Here is a 16,880-nt window from a genome sequence, read left to right as displayed (position 1 = left end):
AAAAGCTGCCAAATGATCGGCAGCTTTTTATGTTTTTATTAGTTAGCAAGTCGCTGAGCTTCTCTTAGTTGGAATGTACGAACCGTTCTTGGTAAGAAACGTCTAATTTCATCTTCATTGTACCCAACTTGTAATCTTTTTTCATCCAAGATAATTGGACGACGCAAAAGACCTGGATGCTCATTGATTAGTTTATACAATTGTTGAAGCGGCATTGTCTCAACATTGACATTTAGTTTTTGGAATACTTTTGAACGTGTTGAGATAATTTCGTCTGTACCGTCTTCTGTCATTCGAAGAATTTCTTTGATTTCATCGATTGAAAGAGGCTCAGAAAAAATGTTTCTCTCTTGATATGGGATATTGTGCTCTTCTAACCACGCTCTTGCTTTTCTACATGATGTACAGCTTGGTGATGTGTATAATGTTACCATAAATCTTCACTCCTCAATTTGTAGAATGAATATTGATCTGTATTCTTAAATTAAAATTGTTCTAAATAAGTAATCTTTATAGTGATTATACTATAAAAAAGTAAGTGTGAACAGATTTTCTTGCAATTTTTGTGACAAAAACTAGACAATTTCATTCATTTTGTGGTGCTGCTGGATGTCAGAACATTCTCATTTAGTCGAGATGATCGAAAATATTTTTTTGCTTTCTATTTTCAATGATCTTCAATACATCATCAACATCCTCATATGATTGTCCATACCATTCTTCATCTTTATACGTATGGATTCGTTCATAGGTCTTCCTCATGGCTTCCATGATCTCTTCCTCATGATTTGTAAGAGGCGACCAATAAAGAATTTCCATGCGGTTCACTTCATTTGTTGCAAGTGACCTGCGTTTATAACCGATTGATTCTGCATGCTTGAAGTGCTCTCTTTGGTAAAACTTTAGGCGTTTTGCAGTATCTGCATCATCTTCATCTACAGGCTCGACCTCAAGCAAGATCGGTTTCTTTTTTTCCTTCAGCTTATGAATAAGCTTTGACCCGAGGCCTTCACCTCTTGCATCTTTGGAAACAAATAAATAATCAATAAAGATGAAAGAATCAAATTCGGCGTACATCATCACATGATGAGGTCCTTCCTCCTTATGATAAATATCACTTCTTTCCTTTAATAAAGCTTCCATATGCTCTTTTGACTTCATTTCTTCTATCGGGAAGTATTCACTGAGCTTTTCATACCAATTCATGGATCTGCTCCTTATGCTATAGTTAAGAACCACTTCCTTAGATATTCCCGATTTCCTGCTATTTAAACGCCTGTACTAGTAAGACGCAGCAAAGTCTTAAGTAGTTTCACTTTTTTTCAATTAACGCAAAAAAAGTTTTATAACGAACGATTCATGACGAGTTGAATACAGACAAACAGGATAATTGTCATCGCAATTTGAAGCATAATGAAATAAAGATATTTTACGCGCCATGCTTCTTGCTTCTGACCGCTTGTCTTTCGGTTAAGCATATATTCCATTGAAAAAGACACAATCCCAATGAGTACCCTAAACGCGAGCATCCACTTTCCTCCGTTTGGTTTCCTGAAAAAAGACGTTGAAAAAAGCATGAATACAATGAGAACATGAAGCAATGAATAACGAAAGGTTTTCCAATTTAACATTTGATTTCCTCCGGTATCTGCTTGTACTTAACTAAAAATTACCATCATCTTGTTTTTTTGTAAAATAAAAAAAGAAGCACTGACTTAGCAGTGCTTCTTTCTTCTTATGATTGTTTCGCCTGAAGCTCTTTGAATTCTTCCTCTGTGCAGCTCACAAAATGACCTGGCTTCACTTCACGGAACTCGGTGTTTGTTCCTTTGTGAACAGCTGGATCATACTTGATTCGTTTGCGGTTACGCTCATAATCAGGATCTGGAAGCGGAATCGCAGACAGCAATGATTTTGTATATGGATGAAGCGGGTTTTCGTATAATTCATTCGCTGGTGCCAGCTCAACCAATTTTCCAAAATACATCACACCGATACGATCGCTGATGTATTTTACCATGGACAAGTCATGAGCAATGAATAAGTACGTTAAACCTTTTTCCTCTTGAAGCTCTTTCAATAAATTGACGACCTGCGCTTGGATCGACACGTCTAATGCAGAGATTGGTTCATCGGCGATGATGAAATCCGGCTCTACTGCTAATGCACGTGCAATTCCGATACGCTGTCTTTGACCGCCTGAGAATTCATGCGGGTATCTGTTCGCGTGCTCTTTGTTCAAGCCAACAGTTTCAAGTAATTGGTACACACGCTCTTTACGCGCCTGTTTTGTTTTTGCAAGGCCATGAATGTCGATGCCCTCTGCAATGATATCAAGCACTGTCATTCTAGGGTTGAGTGAAGCATATGGATCTTGGAAGATCATCTGCATTTGACGGTTGAACTCAAGCATTTTTTGTCTTGATTTCTTCCCGTGTACATTTTCTCCCTTATAAAGAACTTCACCATCTGTCGCATCATAAAGTCTAATGATCGAACGGCCCGTAGTGGATTTACCACAACCAGACTCACCTACAAGACCAAGCGTTTCACCTTTGTAAATATCAAATGAAACCCCATCAACTGCTTTCACAGTTCCTCTTGCTGTATGGAAATGCTGCTTCAAATTTTTGATTTCTAACAGTTTTTCTGCCATGCTATTCACCCTCTTTTACTAATACAGGTTTTTCGTAGCTACCTTCTAGTTCACGCATTCTCGCCTTTACAGAAGCAGGCGGTTCAACTTTAGGTGCATTCGGATGAAGTAGCCATGATTTCACATAATGCGTATCTGATACTTTGAACATTGGCGGTTCTTGTTCAAAGTCAATTTTCATTGCATAATCGCTGCGGAGTGCAAATGCATCTCCTTTCGGCGGGTTTGTCAGATCTGGCGGTGTTCCTGGAATGGCAGTCAGCTTTCCTTCATCTCCGCCATCTGTGTCAAGACTCGGCATGGATGCTAAAAGTCCCCATGTATACGGATGCTTTGGATTGTAGAAAATTTCATCGACAGTCCCTGTCTCCACAATCTGTCCTGCATACATAACAGCTACACGATCAGCGACGTTGGCAACAACACCTAGATCATGCGTAATAAAGATAATCGAAGTGTCAACCTTTTGCTGAATTTCTTTCATTAATTCTAAAATTTGTGCCTGAATTGTTACATCAAGTGCAGTCGTAGGCTCATCGGCAATCAGCAGCTTTGGATCTGCAGCAAGCGCCATGGCGATGACAACCCTTTGTCTCATCCCGCCACTAAATTCGTGCGGATATTGTTTAATTCTTTTTTCGGGCATTGGAATTCCAACGAGCTCCAATAGTTCAATGGCTCTTTTTTCAGCCGCTTCTTTTGAAATTTGTTCATGCTTGAACAGCACTTCTGTAATTTGTTTCCCGACTTTCATCGTTGGATTCAAAGACGTCATCGGATCTTGGAAGATCATTGAGATGTCTTTTCCTCGAATGGTTTGCATTTGTTTTTCAGTTTTCTTGACAATATCTTGGCCATCAAACAGGATCTGTCCGCGCTTGAAATAACCTGGCGGCATCGGAATTAATCTCATGATCGCTTGTGATGTCACACTTTTACCAGAGCCAGATTCACCTACAATAGCAAGTGTCTCGCCTTTATTTAAGTGGAAGTTCACACCACGAATGGCTTGAACCTCTCCACCATATGTTTTAAATGAGATTGCAAGGTCTTTCACCTCTAGAATACGTTCACGTTCCATCCTAATCACTCCTTATTTACGCAACTTCGGATCTAAAGCGTCTCTTAGTCCGTCTCCAACCACGTTAAAACCAAACATTGTAATACAGATAAATGCGGCTGGGAACCATAATCTCCAAGGGTAATACGTCATGGCTGGAATTCCGTCAGACGCCATTGTTCCCCAGCTCGCTAACGGAGCCGGTACACCAAGCCCTAGGTAGCTTAGGAATGCCTCTGTGAAGATAGCAGAAGGAATCGTTAATGTCATCGTCACAAGGATTGGTCCCATTGAGTTTGGAATTAAGTGTTTAAATAAAAGTCTAGATGTTTTCGCACCTAATGTTTGTGCTGCAAGAACGTATTCTTGACTCTTTAATTGTAAAACCTGTCCCCGAACAATACGTGCCATGTTAATCCAGCCTACGACTGTCATGGCGAGGATAATCGTTAATAATCCTTTTGGCAGAACAACCATCATTAAGATAACCATTAATAGTGTTGGAATTGCCCATAAAACGTCTGCGATACGCATCATCACTTCATCTGTACGGCCGCCTTTGAATGCAGCAATACTTCCCCAGATAATACCGATAATCACGTCAAGCACCGCTGCAGCAAGCCCGATAAAGATCGAAATTCTTGCCCCGACCCATGTACGGACAAACATGTCACGTCCTAAATCATCTGTACCAAACCAGTGCTCTTTTGAAGGCGGCTGGTCAGCATTCAGCAAATCAGTCGTAGAGTAATCGTATTTAGAAAACATCGGAACAAAGATGGCCAGCATCACGATAATAAAAATGATTGTAAGTCCAACCATTGCAAGTTTATTGGCACGGAAGCGAAGCATGGCATCCTTCCATAAAGATAGACTAGGTTTAGAAATTTTTTCAGATTCTGCTGCGTCAGCTGTCGCAGGCACAAATAAATCTTTTCTCATCTCTTCCATGTGTTAGACCCCTTTCTTCGCCTTCGTCAGTTTAATTCTAGGATCGATTATACCGTAGAGGACGTCAACGACTAGAATACTGATTAATAGAATAATACTGTAGAAGACTGTGACACCCATGATGACGGTGTAATCACGGTTTGTAATGCTTGTGACAAAGTGTGAGCCTAAGCCAGGAATACCAAAAATCTTCTCAACGACAAAACTACCTGTTAAAACTGAAGCAGCCATTGGTCCCATGTATGTGATAACAGGTAACAATGCGTTTCGGATGGCGTGTTTGATCGTCACAGCAGATTTTGTTAACCCTTTCGCTCTAGCCGTTCTAATGTAGTCACTATTTAGTACTTCAAGCATACTTGACCGTGCAAGTCTAGCGATAAATGCCATTGGCATGAAGGAAAGTGCAATAGAAGGTAGTACGGTGCTTGCCCAAGACTCCCATCCTGCAACTGGGAAGATCGCTATAATACTTGCCTCAGATGCAAATACATATTGTAGTAGCGCCGCTAAAATGAAACTTGGAACTGAAATTCCAAAGATCGTTAAAATGGCAATCGTATAGTCTTGCCACTTGTTATGATAGAGCGCTGCAAGGACCCCAAACAATACACCAAATGCTAATGCGAGGAGAATTGCCTCAATTCCGAGGGTAAAGGAAACGGGGAATCCAGAACTGATTAAGTCATTTACGGTTTGTCCTTTATATTTAAATGAGGGACCAAAATCTAATGTTGCAACTGAACCTAGGTAGTTTACATATTGAACAAATAAGGGCTTGTCCAATCCGTAGTGCTCGTTTAGGTTTGCTTCAATTTCAGCAGGAAGTTTCTTCTCACCAGAGAATGGACCACCAGGTGCTGCCTGCATGAGAAAGAAAGTTGCAGTTACAATAACAAACAGTGTGATTAAAATATATATTAATCGCTTACCGATATATTTAAGCAACGGAATTGCACCTCCATGATTTTACAACAATTTCTCTAATCAGCAAGAAAGGTATATGGAGAGACATCCTCCATATACCTTAAGATCCTTGCCGTAGATCTCTTACACTATTACTCTTACTTTTCGAAATGTGCCCATTTGTATTGAACATCACCTAGTCCAGATACAACTACACCTTTAAGTTTTGGATCTTGTACCCAAAGCTGAGTGTAGAAGTAAATTGGTGCTATAGGCATATCGTTGATGATGATTTCTTCTGCTTTTTTCAGCATTTCTTCACGCTTCGTTTTATCTGTTTCTTTTGCAGAATCATTCAACAATTGTTTGTACTCTTTGCTTTCCCATCCAGTGTCGTTGTTTCCGCCGTCTTTATCTTTGTAAAGCTCAAGGAAGTTCACTGGATCGTTGAAGTCACCTAACCAGCCCATACGTCCGATTTGGTAGTCTCCGCTGTGGATTTTGTCGATGTATACGTTCCACTCAGAGTTATCAAGTTCAACTTTCACACCTAAATCTTTTTTCCACATTTCTTGAATTGCTTGTGCAATCTTTTGGTGGCCTTCATCTGTGTTGTAAGAAAGTTTCAATGTTGGAAGATCAGAAACAGACTTATAACCTAATTCTTTCGCACCTTTTTCAAGAAGCTTTTTAGCTGTATCTACATCGTGATCTTTGAAGTAGCCAGTTTTGTTATCTGTGAATCCTTCCATTGTTGGTGGAACGATTGCCATTGCTGGAACTTGTTCACCTTGCGTAATTTTGTCAACGATCGCTTGACGGTTGATTGAGTATGCAAGGGCCTTACGGATGTTTGCATTGTTTAAAGGTTTTACTTCTGTGTTGAATTTGTAGTTATAGATACCAGCGATCGTCTGGATTTTCAGACCGCCTTCTTTTTTCAATGTTTTTAAAGACTCAGTTGGAAGGCTTCCAGTTGGAGAACCAGCCCAGTCAAGCTCGCCTTTTTTGAACATGCTAAGCTCAGTGTTTGTATCTTTGATCATAGACATGTTGATTTTTTTCAATTTCACAGTATCTTTATCCCAGTATTCATTGTTCTTTTCAAGCGTGATAGAACCGCCATGTTTCCATTTAGAAAGAACGAATGGTCCGTTAGATACGTAGTTTTCACCAGCATTTGTGTACCAGTTTTTATTCTTTTCAGCCACTTTTTTGTTGACTGGCATATAAGTATAGAATGCAGTTAGTTCAGTAAAAAACGGTGTTGGGTTTTCTAGCTCAACTACAAGCGTTTTGTCGTCTTTAGCTTTAATGCCAACATCAGCAACTTTCGCTTTCCCTTTGTTCGCTGCTTCAGCACCTTTAATATAGTAAAGCTGGTAAGCATATTGAGATTCATTTTTAGGATCTAATGCCCATTTCCAAGCATATTCGAAATCTTCTGCTTTTACAGGGTCGCCATTAGACCATTTTGCATCACGAAGTGTGAATGTATAAGTTTTACCATCAGCACTTGTTTTGATATCAGAAGCCATTGCATTTTCTGGCTTTCCTTCAGCGTTAATTCTTGTTAACCCTTCAAAAGTCTGACGGATGACACTACCTGAAGTTGAATCATTTGCCAATCCCGGATGTAGAGAAAAAGGCTCAGTGGAGATATTCACATTTAATGTTGTTTTAGCCTCTCCAGAACTGCTCGTGCTGTCGCCTGATTTGTTTCCGCTGAAACCACAAGCGCTTAATACAAGTGTGAAAATAAGCATTAAAGTAACAACAGACCAACGCTTTTTCAACTGTATTCCCCCTTATAATATGTTTTTAGTTCAAAGGTCTCGATAGAAGATGAGATTCAGATTTAAGAAATAGCGTAAAAAAGTCCCTGAATAACTTACTTTCTATTTCTTTTGTTTTTTCTGAATTTTCACTATGTAAAGAGCCTAGCACAAACGTGTGAACAAATTCATTATAATGAATAGAATAATTTATTGCAATATCAATTTCATATATTTTTTAAAAACGTAAATGGGGATAAAGAGGGATTTTTATAAACTAAAGTCTCAATCACTTCAACAAATTAAAGCGTAAATTGATTAAAATAATTTAACAAATTCAGCAGGAATAATGTTTTATACATATAATTAATCATCCTTTTTTAAAAAATTCTGACAGATATTTGTTATTTTATCTAAAATTTTAAGTGTCAATAGGCATGATGAGAAGGTCACATAAGGGCTTCGTGACTTTTTCATGGTCATCCTTTATAATAGATAGACATATTGTTGCGATGAAAAAGAAGAGTACATATATTCACCATTTACAGAGAATCTGCGGCCGGTGTGAGCAGATAATGGCATGTATGGAATGGGCTTTGGAGCAGCTAACCGAACACTTCTAAAAAAGTGAGTAGGCTTAGACGGAGCAGTCTCCGTTATCAACGTCTTGAGTGATTTCTATGTGAAATAACAAGGGTGGTACCACGGTTCATTCGTCCCTTTTCTGTTGAAAAGTGATGGGTGGGCCTTTTTATATTGAAGAAAAGAGGTTTTAGTATGACAAAGAAGACAATTTTTTCAGGCATTCAGCCGAGCGGTTCTGTCACGTTAGGGAACTATATTGGAGCAATGAAGCAATTTGTTGATTTGCAGCATGACTATCATGGCTATTTTTGTGTCGTGGATCAACATGCGATTACAGTGAGTCAGGACCGATTAGCTCTCCGCCAAAATATTAGAAGCTTAGCAGCTCTTTATTTAGCTGTTGGTCTTGATCCAGAGAAAGCGACATTGTTTATCCAATCAGAGGTACCTGCTCACGCCCAGGCAGGATGGATGCTTCAATGTGTTGCTTATATTGGAGAATTAGAAAGAATGACCCAATTTAAGGACAAATCCGCTGGTAAAGAAGCAGTTGTTTCAGGCCTATTAACGTATCCCCCATTAATGGCTGGCGATATCTTATTATATGGTACTGATTTAGTCCCTGTTGGAGAAGACCAAAAGCAGCATCTTGAATTGACTAGAACGCTCGCTGAACGCTTTAACCGAAAGTACAATGACATCTTCACTGTGCCTGAAGTGAAAATTCCAAAAGAAGGCGCACGGATTATGTCTTTAACAGATCCAACGAAAAAAATGAGCAAATCCGATCCGAACCAAAAATCTTTCATTACCTTATTAGATGAACCAAAGCAGCTTGAAAAGAAAATTAAAAGTGCTGTGACGGATTCAGAAGGCATCGTGAGGTATGACAAAGAGAACAAGCCTGGAATTGCCAACTTGCTGACGATTTATTCTGTTTTAGGCAACATATCGATTGCTGAGCTGGAGCAAAAGTACGAAGGCAAAGGATATGGTGAGTTTAAAGGAGATCTTGCGAACGTTGTCATTGAGGCTTTAAAACCAATTCAAGATCGATACTACGAACTCATTGAATCAGACGAGCTTGACCGCATTCTAGACGAAGGTGCTGAAAAAGCAAACCGCGCAGCAAACAAAATGCTGAAAAAAATGGAGAATGCGATGGGTCTTGGCAGAAAACGCAAATAAAAAAAGCTTGCAGCACTGCCGCTGCAAGCTTTTTCTAATTTACTTTTGATTCGTTTTCCATTTCCCAAAGCTTTTCGAAAAAAGGCTGTCCTTTAATCATTTTTTCACAGAAGGCTAAATGATTCTCTGACCACCCATCAATCGTTTCATTGTAAAGCATGTTCCAAATCTCTTCGAAAGACATTCGTTTGATTTGGTTGTACATGCGCGGGTTCCATTCCGTATACCAATACGCAATCTCCGCCCTGTTTTTGAGCCCTTTTAATTGATCGAGCGCCATAAACATCAGCTGTTTCAGCTGTCTTTCTTTTCTCGTTAATCCGCTGATATGCTGCGGCGGCAGTGATAGAATGTGATACTCTTTCGTCGATTCAAGGCTGTCCTTAGAAAATTCATATTCCTCTGCCTTCACATCTTTCACCATTTCATACACCAATTGCTCCTGCCTTGGAATCAAGCGGCTTTTTCTCACAGGTATGGAATACCCTATCGTATCTACAGCAATGATTCGAATTCCGTCGGTGACTACAAAGCAATACTCTAATTTACGGCGTTCATGATTTTTTCGAATATATGATTTCTCAAATACAGACTCTAGCAGCGTCTTCGGCAGCTCTGAAAGATCATTCTCTATGTAATCAAACAAAGGGCTCTGCACCTTAAGTAAAGGCACTTGATCTAACAGTTCAACACTGTCCTCCTTACGCCACTCATGAAAATGACACACATTGTAGCCATTCTCTTCCCCTTCAAACCAATTCACCCATACGTCATGAAGAAATAACATAACCAATCCCTCACTTTATAAAAACTGTTGTCCACAGTATGGGCAAGGGATAGAGAAATTATTCCAACTTTATCAAAACTATAAGCTGAGAATGATGAGCTTCATGTCTTTCTTTCGTTCAGGAAACGCAGAGCCCCTTTAAACTTTACTTCAGCTTTTTAGGATCAAGCGCATCTCTCAGCCCATCTCCTAAAAAATTAAAGCATAAAACAGTCAGCAAAATGAATAAACCTGGGAAAAGCGGGTACCACCAAGCTTGCACCATAATGGAGAAATTTTGTGCGTCTTGCAGCATGTTGCCCCAGCTTGCCGTTGGCGGCTGAATACCAAATCCAAGGTAGCTGAGCGTTGATTCCGCTAAAATGACAGAGCCTACTTTTAATGTAGCTGACACAATAATAGGACCGATACAGTTCGGTAAAATATGCGAAAAGATGATGACATGATTTTTCGTTCCAATGGTTCTCGCCGCGAGGACGAATTCTCTTGTTCGAAGTGATAAGAATTCACTGCGGATGAGTCTGGCCGTTGTTGTCCAGCCTGTCAAAGCAAAGATTAAAATCAATTTATCAATGCCCGGTTTGAAAATGGTGACGAGCGTAATCAATAGAAAAATGTCTGGAATCGACAACACGACATCTACAAACCTCATTAACAAAGAATCAACAAACCCTTTGAAATACCCCGCAACCGCACCAACGACAGTACCAATGGTGATTGCACCGAGCACTGAGACAAAACCGACCAATAAAGAGACCCGCGCGCCATATAGCACCCTTGAGAAAATATCGCGGCCAAACTTGTCAGTACCCATAAAATGCTCAGCACTTGGCGGCTGGAGCCGCTTCAATAAATCTTGCTGTTCTGGTGTATATGGAGCGATCACTGGAGCGAAAATGGCTGAAAAGATAATGACCAATAAGATCACGGAGCCGGCAACCGCCAATTTATTTTTGAAAAATTTCTCGCAAAATAAACGCAGCATCGTCTCAGGCTTTGGTTGAAGGCCCTCCTTTAATTTGATATCAACAGGAGGTGTTCCCATATTAGGCTGTGCCAATTGTGCTTCAGCTCCCTTCTAATATTCAATACGCGGATCAACGATTGCATATAAAATATCCGCTATTAAATTTCCAACCACCACAAGCACTGCGGAAATAACGGTCATTGCCATAATGACCGGATAATCTCTCGAAAAGGCAGAATCAATGAACAGCTTTCCAAGTCCAGGCCATGTGAAAATTTGTTCCACCACGACTGCGCCGCCAATAAAGGATGGTATCATCAATCCGAAAATCGTTATGACAGGCATAAGACCGTTTCTTAAACCATGTTTAAAAATGACTTTGTTTTCTTTAAAGCCTTTCGCTCTTGCTGTGCGAATATAATCCTGCCTCATGACATCAAGCATGCTTGACCTTGTGTACCGGGTCAGCCCTGCCATATCAGCAGTTGCTAAAACAAAGGCAGGTAAAATGATATGATGGAGCCGGTCAAACACATTAAAATCGGCATTCAAGGTAGAGACTCCGCCAGTTGGAAACCATCCTAAGTTCACGGATAAAACCATAATGAGGATGAGACCAAACCAAAAGTTTGGAATAGCCAGTCCGATAAAAGATGTAACCGTAATGCCATAGTCAAGCTTTGTATACGGACGTTTTGCTGAAAGAACACCAAATGGGATGGCGATCAGCAGGGCAACCAATGTAGAAAAGATCATGAGGATGAGGGTATTTGGCAGCCGGGCAAAAATCAAATCAGCCACGGGTGTTCCCTTTTTGACAATGGATGTGCCAAAGTCACCTTGAAGCATATTGCCAAGCCATTTCATATATTGCACATATTCAGGGTCGTTCAAGCCGTACTTATCAATAAAGGCTTCCCGGTCTGCCGCACTAATAGTAGGATCCATCATGAGTGACATCGGATCGCCTGGTGCTGCTTTCATAATGGCAAAGGACAAGATGGTAATCCCTAATAAAATGGGAATGGAGAGCAATGTCCTTCTAATGATATATGTAACCATATGCACAACTCCTTTTTCATCGGATCGCCATTCTGTGAAAAAAAGGCCAAAATGATGTTATTTTAGCCTTTTGTCTTCTTTTCAGCGTGATCTGAAAACCCTTGAATTCTCATGCTGATGCGGAGCGAACGAAATGATCTTATTAGCACCCCAAAGAACTGGCACCGAATGCAAGGGATTGTTCTCACGGTGAAAGGGGAGAATCCCCCCCTTCTTCACTATCAGCCTACTGTTCAAGCCACCATTTTTCGATTTTGTAATACTCATCTTTCGGGTGGTAAGAGTAGCCTTGGAGATTAGATGGCATAGCGCGATGTGAATTGGCATAGTAAAGGAACGTATACGGCTGATCCTCTGCGATCAGTTTATAAATTTTTTCATATGCCTTTGAATAATCTTTTCGATCGCTTAAGTTTTTAGCATCGACTAACAGCTTATCGACCTCTTTATTTTTATACCAGATGTTATTTAAGCCTTTTTCAGACTGGCTTGAGTGGAATATGCTGAATTGATCAGGGAATGTCGCAAGGCTCCAGCCGAGCAGCAGCGCATCATAATCCCACTTAGGCGGTGTCGTCTGCTCAATGAGTGCACTGAATTCCACAATTTGCGGCTTTGCTTCCACACCGATTTCTTTGAGCTGCTGCTGGACAACGACAGCGATATCTTCACGAACTTTATTTCCTTGGTTGGTCTTTATGACAAAGGAGAATTTCTTGCCATCCTTATCAAGATAGCCGTCTCCATCTGTATCCTCCCAGCCCTCTTCTTTCAGCATCTTTTTCGCTTTTTCTTGATCAAATTCAAATACTGGCACACTTTCATCCTTTGGATAGTTCCAGGACAGCGGACTTTCTGGAATGTTGGCTACTTTGCCGTCTCCATCTAGCACTTGGTCAACAATCGTTTGACGATCAATAGCATGTGTCAGCGCTTGGCGGACCTTTTTACTTTTAAAGAGTTCATTTTTCTGGTTCCAGCCAATGTATGAATAATTGAGTCCTAGATCAGATTCGATTTTAATGTTGCTCACTTTTTCAGCTGTTTGCAGCTCGGAGCCTGGTACAGCAAAGAAATCAATATCTCCTGCTGACAGCTGGGCAATCGCTGCATTCTGATCAGGAATGGTTTTAATTGTGACAGTATCAAGGTAAGGACGTCCATCCCAATAATCGTCAAAGGCTTCTAGTTTGACGTAGTCTCCTTCTTTCCATTCTGCAAATTTAAATGGACCTGAACCGATTGGTTTTTTTCGGTTAAATTCGTTTTCACCGAGATCTTTTATAGGCACATCACCTAAAATATGCTTAGGTAAAATACCGTAGCTTCCTAGTGTGACATTATAAAAATACGGATCTTTTTTATTGAGCTTGAATTCGATCGAGTAGTCCCCTGTCTTTTTAACAGACTCTAAAACTTCAAAGCCTGATCCGCGCTCCCCGTTGTAGTCCTTATTGATTGGAATGCTGTATGTAAACACAACATCATCAGCAGTCAGTTCTTCACCATCATGAAACTTCACACCTTTTTTAATGGTGACATCAAACTGCTTGCCGTCATCAGATTCTTTAATATCCTCTGCCAGCGATAGCTGAGGGTTGAGCTTTCCGTCTGTTTGAAGTAAGAAGCTGTAGATTCTTTCCTCAATATCAGAGCTTGCCACATCTGTAGAATACAGCGAGTTAAATAATGTTGGCTCTGCAATTGAACCGATGACAAGATCGCCGCCTTGTACCGGTTTACCTGTGGATTTCTTTCCACTGTCTCCAGACGTTTTATTTCCACCAGAACAAGCAGCAAGGATTAATGTAAAAATCAGCAGTAAACTGACCAAAATGGACTTTCTATTTCTACCTTTCATAGACAATTCCCCCTATTCTTTTTTAAAAATAATGATCGAATCCTGTTTCATCCCCCCTCTCAAAGATGAGATCATACAAGCTTGATCAAGCGTTGTAGAGGTGGCAGGCAACAAAGTGGTTCGTTTTTAATTCCTGAAATGCTGGTACTTTTTCTTTACAGATTTCTTTCGCGTGCGGGCATCTTGTGTGAAATACGCAGCCTTTTGGTGGATTTGCAGGACTCGGCAGATCGCCTTGGAGCATAATGCGTTCTCTTTTCGTCTGCCCTTTTTTACGGGTGACAGGAACGGAAGAAAGCAGAGCCTGTGTATACGGATGGAGCGGGTCATCGTACAGACTATGCTTATCGGCAAGCTCCATCATTTTGCCGAGATACATGACGCCGACTCTATCGCTAATATGCCTGACCACACTTAAATCGTGAGAGATAAATAGATAGGTAAGGTCAAATTCCTCCTGAAGTTCCTCCATCAGATTAATGACCTGCGCCTGGATGGATACATCAAGTGCTGATACAGGCTCATCTGCGATGATCATGTCGGGATTCATGGCAAGCGCACGAGCGATGCCGATTCGCTGCCTCTGCCCGCCTGAAAATTCATGGGGATAGCGGTTCGCAAAGCTTGGATGAAGACCTACCTTTGATAAAAGCTGTTCTACTTTTTCATTTCTTTCTTTTAAGGAATATAAGTGATGTGTTTTGTAGGGTTCTTTGATGATGCTTCGAAGTGTTTTTCTAGGGTTGAGTGATGCAAAGGGATCTTGAAAAACCATTTGGATGTTTTTTCGTGTAGATTGTCTTAGCTTTGATTCTGATACGCGCGTGATGTCTTGCCCTTTAAAAAAGATTTGACCGTCTGTTGGTTCGTATAGGCGGATCATTGTCCGGCCTAGTGTGGATTTCCCGCATCCTGACTCCCCGACAATACCTAACGTTTCACCTTTATAAATCTTCAAGTCTATGCCGTCAACAGCTTTCACTGCACCGACTTTCTTTTGAAAGACGCCCGCTTTAATCGGAAAATGTTTTCGAATCTGTTTCAGTTCAAGGATCGTTTCTTTCTCTGGTAATTCCGTTATTTGTTTTTGATTTTGAGCAAGGGTCATGTGTGGTCTGCCTCCTCATATAAGAAACATCTGACGCTTCTGCCATTTTCAAATGTTCTCAGCTTAGGCAGTTCTCCCAGACAGCGTTCCTTCACTTGTGGACATCTAGGAGCAAAGCGGCAGCCGGCTGGAAGCTGATCTGGCGCAGGAACATTCCCTTTGATGGCCGTTAACGGCTGTATGTCTCCGTCAATGACAGGAATCGATTCAAGCAGCCCTTCTGTGTAAGGATGAAGCGGCTGTTCAAACAACTCTTCAACAGTCCCATTTTCAACAACCTGTCCGCAGTACATGACAATCACTCGATCTGCAACTTCAGACACGACACCTAAATCATGTGTGATAAGAAGAATAGATGTACCAAAGGTAGAGCATAAATCTTTCATTAATGTGAGTACCTGTGCTTGAATGGTCACATCCAGGGCAGTTGTCGGTTCATCTGCAATGAGAAGCTTCGGGTCACAACTTAACGCTATGGCAATCATCACTCTTTGCCGCATGCCGCCTGATAAACGATGTGGATAATCTTTCATGATTTGCTCCGGGCGGGAAAAACCAACAAGCTTCAGCAAATCAACCGCTTTTTTGACCGCTTCTTTTTTTAAAAGTTTTTTGTGATAGATGAGGATTTCTGTTATTTGTTCTCCGATGGTTAAGACGGGATTAAGTGAGGTCATGGGTTCCTGAAAGATCATAGATACATCATTACCGCGGATGCTGCATAATTCCTTTTCACTATATGTAACAAGGTCCTTTCCATCAAGTTTGATGGAACCGTCCATAATTTTCCCACCCGTTCCATGAATCAGACCCATAATGGATAAGGACGTAATACTTTTGCCAGAACCAGACTCACCGACTAATGCGACAGTTTCTCCTCTGTTGATGCTGAAATCAACGCCATCCACAGCAGGTATCGGTTCCTTTTTTCGAAAAAAATATGTCTTTAAGTTTTGCACTTCAAGCAGCGTGCTCATTCATTCGCCCCTTTCTCCTTAGATCAATAGAATCGAACCTGAATATTCTGTATTTTAAAAATAAAAAGAATTATTTGTATATTATTACATCGCTATGACGAAATCAAGAAGTATTTAGTAAATTTGTAATATGTCCCTTCTTATGTGAATTATTCACTTTGTGGTTCTATCGCCTTTAAAAAGGTTTCTGCTGGCTCTGCAATCATAGACTCCTCGCTGATTCGGTGCTCATTGAAATATTTTTTCACAATATAAAACCCGGTAGCGTAACCAAGCATTTTAGGGTAGTTCCCTTTTCCATAAAGAAGATTCTGTATCAGCCTTTCGTCGTCCTGGACTCTTTGATCAAGATGACTGGATACCCATTTCTTGTACATACGCTGAAGCTGTTCTTCGCTATAGAAGGTGGTCCATTTCGCTGTATAGTTTTCTCCATATCTATGATACACAGCATATTCAGCGAGCCCCTCCATCATGATTGTATCGAGGAATGTAAAGTCTTTTTCTTCTTTTGAGAGAAAATGCAGCCTGCATACATGGTGATATTCGTGAGTCAGCAATGTACCGATTCGCTCCTTCGGGGTATTTGGAGACAAAAAAAGAAAGACCTTGTCATCAAATGCCATGCCGGATTGATAATAAAATTGCTCTCTGATTTCTCTGCTGCTCTCGTTGACAGGTAAAATAAACACAGGAATGTCTGGACCTTCCCACTGCTTTTGAAGCGTTTGATATTCTTTCATGACAAGCTTGAAGTACCCTTTTTCCTTGAGCTTGTCGATCATGTTTTTGCACGAGCTCCAAGACCGAACCATCCCGTGATGCTGCAGGTGAGCGAGGATAGACGACCATTCTTTTTCCTCGGCCCCTTTAAAATAAGGAACAAAGCGCGCTGCAAGCTCCTGAAATGATGATGATTGATGAATGAGATATTGTGTATTGATCAGACCCATACCGCTGAACACCTCCATTTTCATCATATGCAAAAAAGCGGCGA

At 40.7% G+C, this 16,880-nt stretch carries 16 protein-coding genes and 1 other annotated feature; of the genes, 1 reads left to right on the top strand and 15 read right to left on the bottom strand.

The annotated features are described in order from the left end of the window. Window positions 1-38: 38 nt before the first annotated feature. The 8 genes from spxA to NSQ25_RS05560 form a co-directional block, all read right to left on the bottom strand. Window positions 39-434, bottom strand: a complete 396-nt coding sequence (spxA, locus tag NSQ25_RS05595) for a transcriptional regulator SpxA (protein ID WP_003211421.1) — start codon at window positions 432-434, stop codon at window positions 39-41. 193 nt (window positions 435-627) lie between these two features. Continuing rightward, window positions 628-1,206, bottom strand: coding sequence for a GNAT family N-acetyltransferase (locus tag NSQ25_RS05590; protein ID WP_024425040.1), 579 nt, complete (start codon window positions 1,204-1,206; stop codon window positions 628-630). A gap of 137 nt (window positions 1,207-1,343) precedes the next feature. Further along, a complete protein-coding gene (locus NSQ25_RS05585) occupies window positions 1,344-1,631 on the bottom strand; it encodes a hypothetical protein (protein ID WP_081124255.1) in 288 nt (95 codons plus the stop codon). A gap of 104 nt (window positions 1,632-1,735) precedes the next feature. Beyond that, window positions 1,736-2,656 carry an ATP-binding cassette domain-containing protein gene (locus NSQ25_RS05580; RefSeq protein ID WP_326136582.1) on the bottom strand — a complete coding sequence of 307 codons (921 nt, stop codon included), beginning with the start codon at window positions 2,654-2,656 and terminating at the stop codon, window positions 1,736-1,738. A gap of 1 nt (window position 2,657) precedes the next feature. Beyond that, window positions 2,658-3,746 (bottom strand): ABC transporter ATP-binding protein, encoded by a 1,089-nt coding sequence (locus NSQ25_RS05575; protein ID WP_087975602.1) that lies wholly within the window; start codon window positions 3,744-3,746, stop codon window positions 2,658-2,660. 3 nt (window positions 3,747-3,749) lie between these two features. Further along, complete coding sequence (locus NSQ25_RS05570) at window positions 3,750-4,667, bottom strand: ABC transporter permease (protein ID WP_024425043.1); 918 nt, start codon at window positions 4,665-4,667, stop codon at window positions 3,750-3,752. A gap of 3 nt (window positions 4,668-4,670) precedes the next feature. Then, window positions 4,671-5,615, bottom strand: coding sequence for an ABC transporter permease (locus tag NSQ25_RS05565; protein WP_024425044.1), 945 nt, complete (start codon window positions 5,613-5,615; stop codon window positions 4,671-4,673). Window positions 5,616-5,731: 116 nt separating this feature from the next. Next, window positions 5,732-7,369, bottom strand: coding sequence for a peptide ABC transporter substrate-binding protein (locus NSQ25_RS05560; protein WP_034282068.1), 1,638 nt, complete (start codon window positions 7,367-7,369; stop codon window positions 5,732-5,734). A 482-nt stretch (window positions 7,370-7,851) separates the two neighbouring features. Further along, window positions 7,852-8,072 (top strand) — a binding site (T-box leader). Window positions 8,073-8,125: 53 nt separating this feature from the next. Here NSQ25_RS05560 and trpS point away from each other — a divergent pair. Further along, entirely contained in the window at window positions 8,126-9,121 is a 996-nt protein-coding gene (gene trpS, locus NSQ25_RS05555; RefSeq protein WP_034282069.1) for a tryptophan--tRNA ligase, read from the top strand. A gap of 34 nt (window positions 9,122-9,155) precedes the next feature. Here trpS and NSQ25_RS05550 read toward each other — a convergent pair whose 3' ends face one another. From NSQ25_RS05550 to NSQ25_RS05520, 7 genes are all read right to left on the bottom strand, one after another. Next, a complete protein-coding gene (locus tag NSQ25_RS05550) occupies window positions 9,156-9,908 on the bottom strand; it encodes a YjbA family protein (RefSeq protein ID WP_024426484.1) in 753 nt (250 codons plus the stop codon). Window positions 9,909-10,053: 145 nt separating this feature from the next. Further along, complete coding sequence (opp4C, locus tag NSQ25_RS05545; RefSeq protein ID WP_098676812.1) at window positions 10,054-10,953, bottom strand: oligopeptide ABC transporter permease; 900 nt, start codon at window positions 10,951-10,953, stop codon at window positions 10,054-10,056. A 33-nt stretch (window positions 10,954-10,986) separates the two neighbouring features. After that, window positions 10,987-11,937 carry an ABC transporter permease gene (locus NSQ25_RS05540; RefSeq protein WP_326136583.1) on the bottom strand — a complete coding sequence of 317 codons (951 nt, stop codon included), beginning with the start codon at window positions 11,935-11,937 and terminating at the stop codon, window positions 10,987-10,989. A 226-nt stretch (window positions 11,938-12,163) separates the two neighbouring features. After that, on the bottom strand, window positions 12,164-13,798 hold the full coding sequence (locus NSQ25_RS05535; RefSeq protein WP_046310550.1) for a peptide-binding protein: 1,635 nt from the start codon (window positions 13,796-13,798) through the stop codon (window positions 12,164-12,166). A gap of 85 nt (window positions 13,799-13,883) precedes the next feature. Then, window positions 13,884-14,906, bottom strand: a complete 1,023-nt coding sequence (locus tag NSQ25_RS05530) for a dipeptide ABC transporter ATP-binding protein (protein WP_252050343.1) — start codon at window positions 14,904-14,906, stop codon at window positions 13,884-13,886. Beyond that, a complete protein-coding gene (locus NSQ25_RS05525) occupies window positions 14,903-15,883 on the bottom strand; it encodes an ABC transporter ATP-binding protein (RefSeq protein WP_061109669.1) in 981 nt (326 codons plus the stop codon). The genes NSQ25_RS05530 and NSQ25_RS05525 overlap by 4 nt, the downstream gene beginning before the upstream one ends. Before the next feature lie 149 nt (window positions 15,884-16,032). After that, complete coding sequence (locus tag NSQ25_RS05520; protein WP_326136585.1) at window positions 16,033-16,836, bottom strand: DUF2268 domain-containing protein; 804 nt, start codon at window positions 16,834-16,836, stop codon at window positions 16,033-16,035. Window positions 16,837-16,880: the final 44 nt, after the last annotated feature.

This window comes from Bacillus sp. FSL R5-0512, from assembly GCF_038593295.1.
Taxonomy (GTDB): domain Bacteria; phylum Bacillota; class Bacilli; order Bacillales; family Bacillaceae; genus Bacillus; species Bacillus safensis.
Note: the sequence above shows the minus strand (reverse complement) of the source record. Positions and strands in the feature narration are given on the sequence as shown.

Bases quoted from the DNA above. Each gene is read 5' to 3' on its own strand.
- NSQ25_RS05570 (WP_024425043.1), bottom strand. From the start codon at position 4,667: ATGGAAGAGATGAGAAAAGATTTATTTGTGCCTGCGACAGCTGACGCA.
- spxA (WP_003211421.1), bottom strand. From the start codon at position 434: ATGGTAACATTATACACATCACCAAGCTGTACATCATGTAGAAAAGCA.
- NSQ25_RS05550 (WP_024426484.1), bottom strand. From the start codon at position 9,908: ATGTTATTTCTTCATGACGTATGGGTGAATTGGTTTGAAGGGGAAGAG.
- trpS (WP_034282069.1), top strand. From the start codon at position 8,126: ATGACAAAGAAGACAATTTTTTCAGGCATTCAGCCGAGCGGTTCTGTC.
- NSQ25_RS05580 (WP_326136582.1), bottom strand. From the start codon at position 2,656: ATGGCAGAAAAACTGTTAGAAATCAAAAATTTGAAGCAGCATTTCCAT.
- NSQ25_RS05520 (WP_326136585.1), bottom strand. From the start codon at position 16,836: ATGGGTCTGATCAATACACAATATCTCATTCATCAATCATCATCATTT.
- NSQ25_RS05530 (WP_252050343.1), bottom strand. From the start codon at position 14,906: ATGACCCTTGCTCAAAATCAAAAACAAATAACGGAATTACCAGAGAAA.
- NSQ25_RS05585 (WP_081124255.1), bottom strand. From the start codon at position 1,631: ATGTTAAATTGGAAAACCTTTCGTTATTCATTGCTTCATGTTCTCATT.
- NSQ25_RS05525 (WP_061109669.1), bottom strand. From the start codon at position 15,883: ATGAGCACGCTGCTTGAAGTGCAAAACTTAAAGACATATTTTTTTCGA.
- opp4C (WP_098676812.1), bottom strand. From the start codon at position 10,953: ATGGGAACACCTCCTGTTGATATCAAATTAAAGGAGGGCCTTCAACCA.
- NSQ25_RS05540 (WP_326136583.1), bottom strand. From the start codon at position 11,937: ATGGTTACATATATCATTAGAAGGACATTGCTCTCCATTCCCATTTTA.
- NSQ25_RS05590 (WP_024425040.1), bottom strand. From the start codon at position 1,206: ATGAATTGGTATGAAAAGCTCAGTGAATACTTCCCGATAGAAGAAATG.
- NSQ25_RS05535 (WP_046310550.1), bottom strand. From the start codon at position 13,798: ATGAAAGGTAGAAATAGAAAGTCCATTTTGGTCAGTTTACTGCTGATT.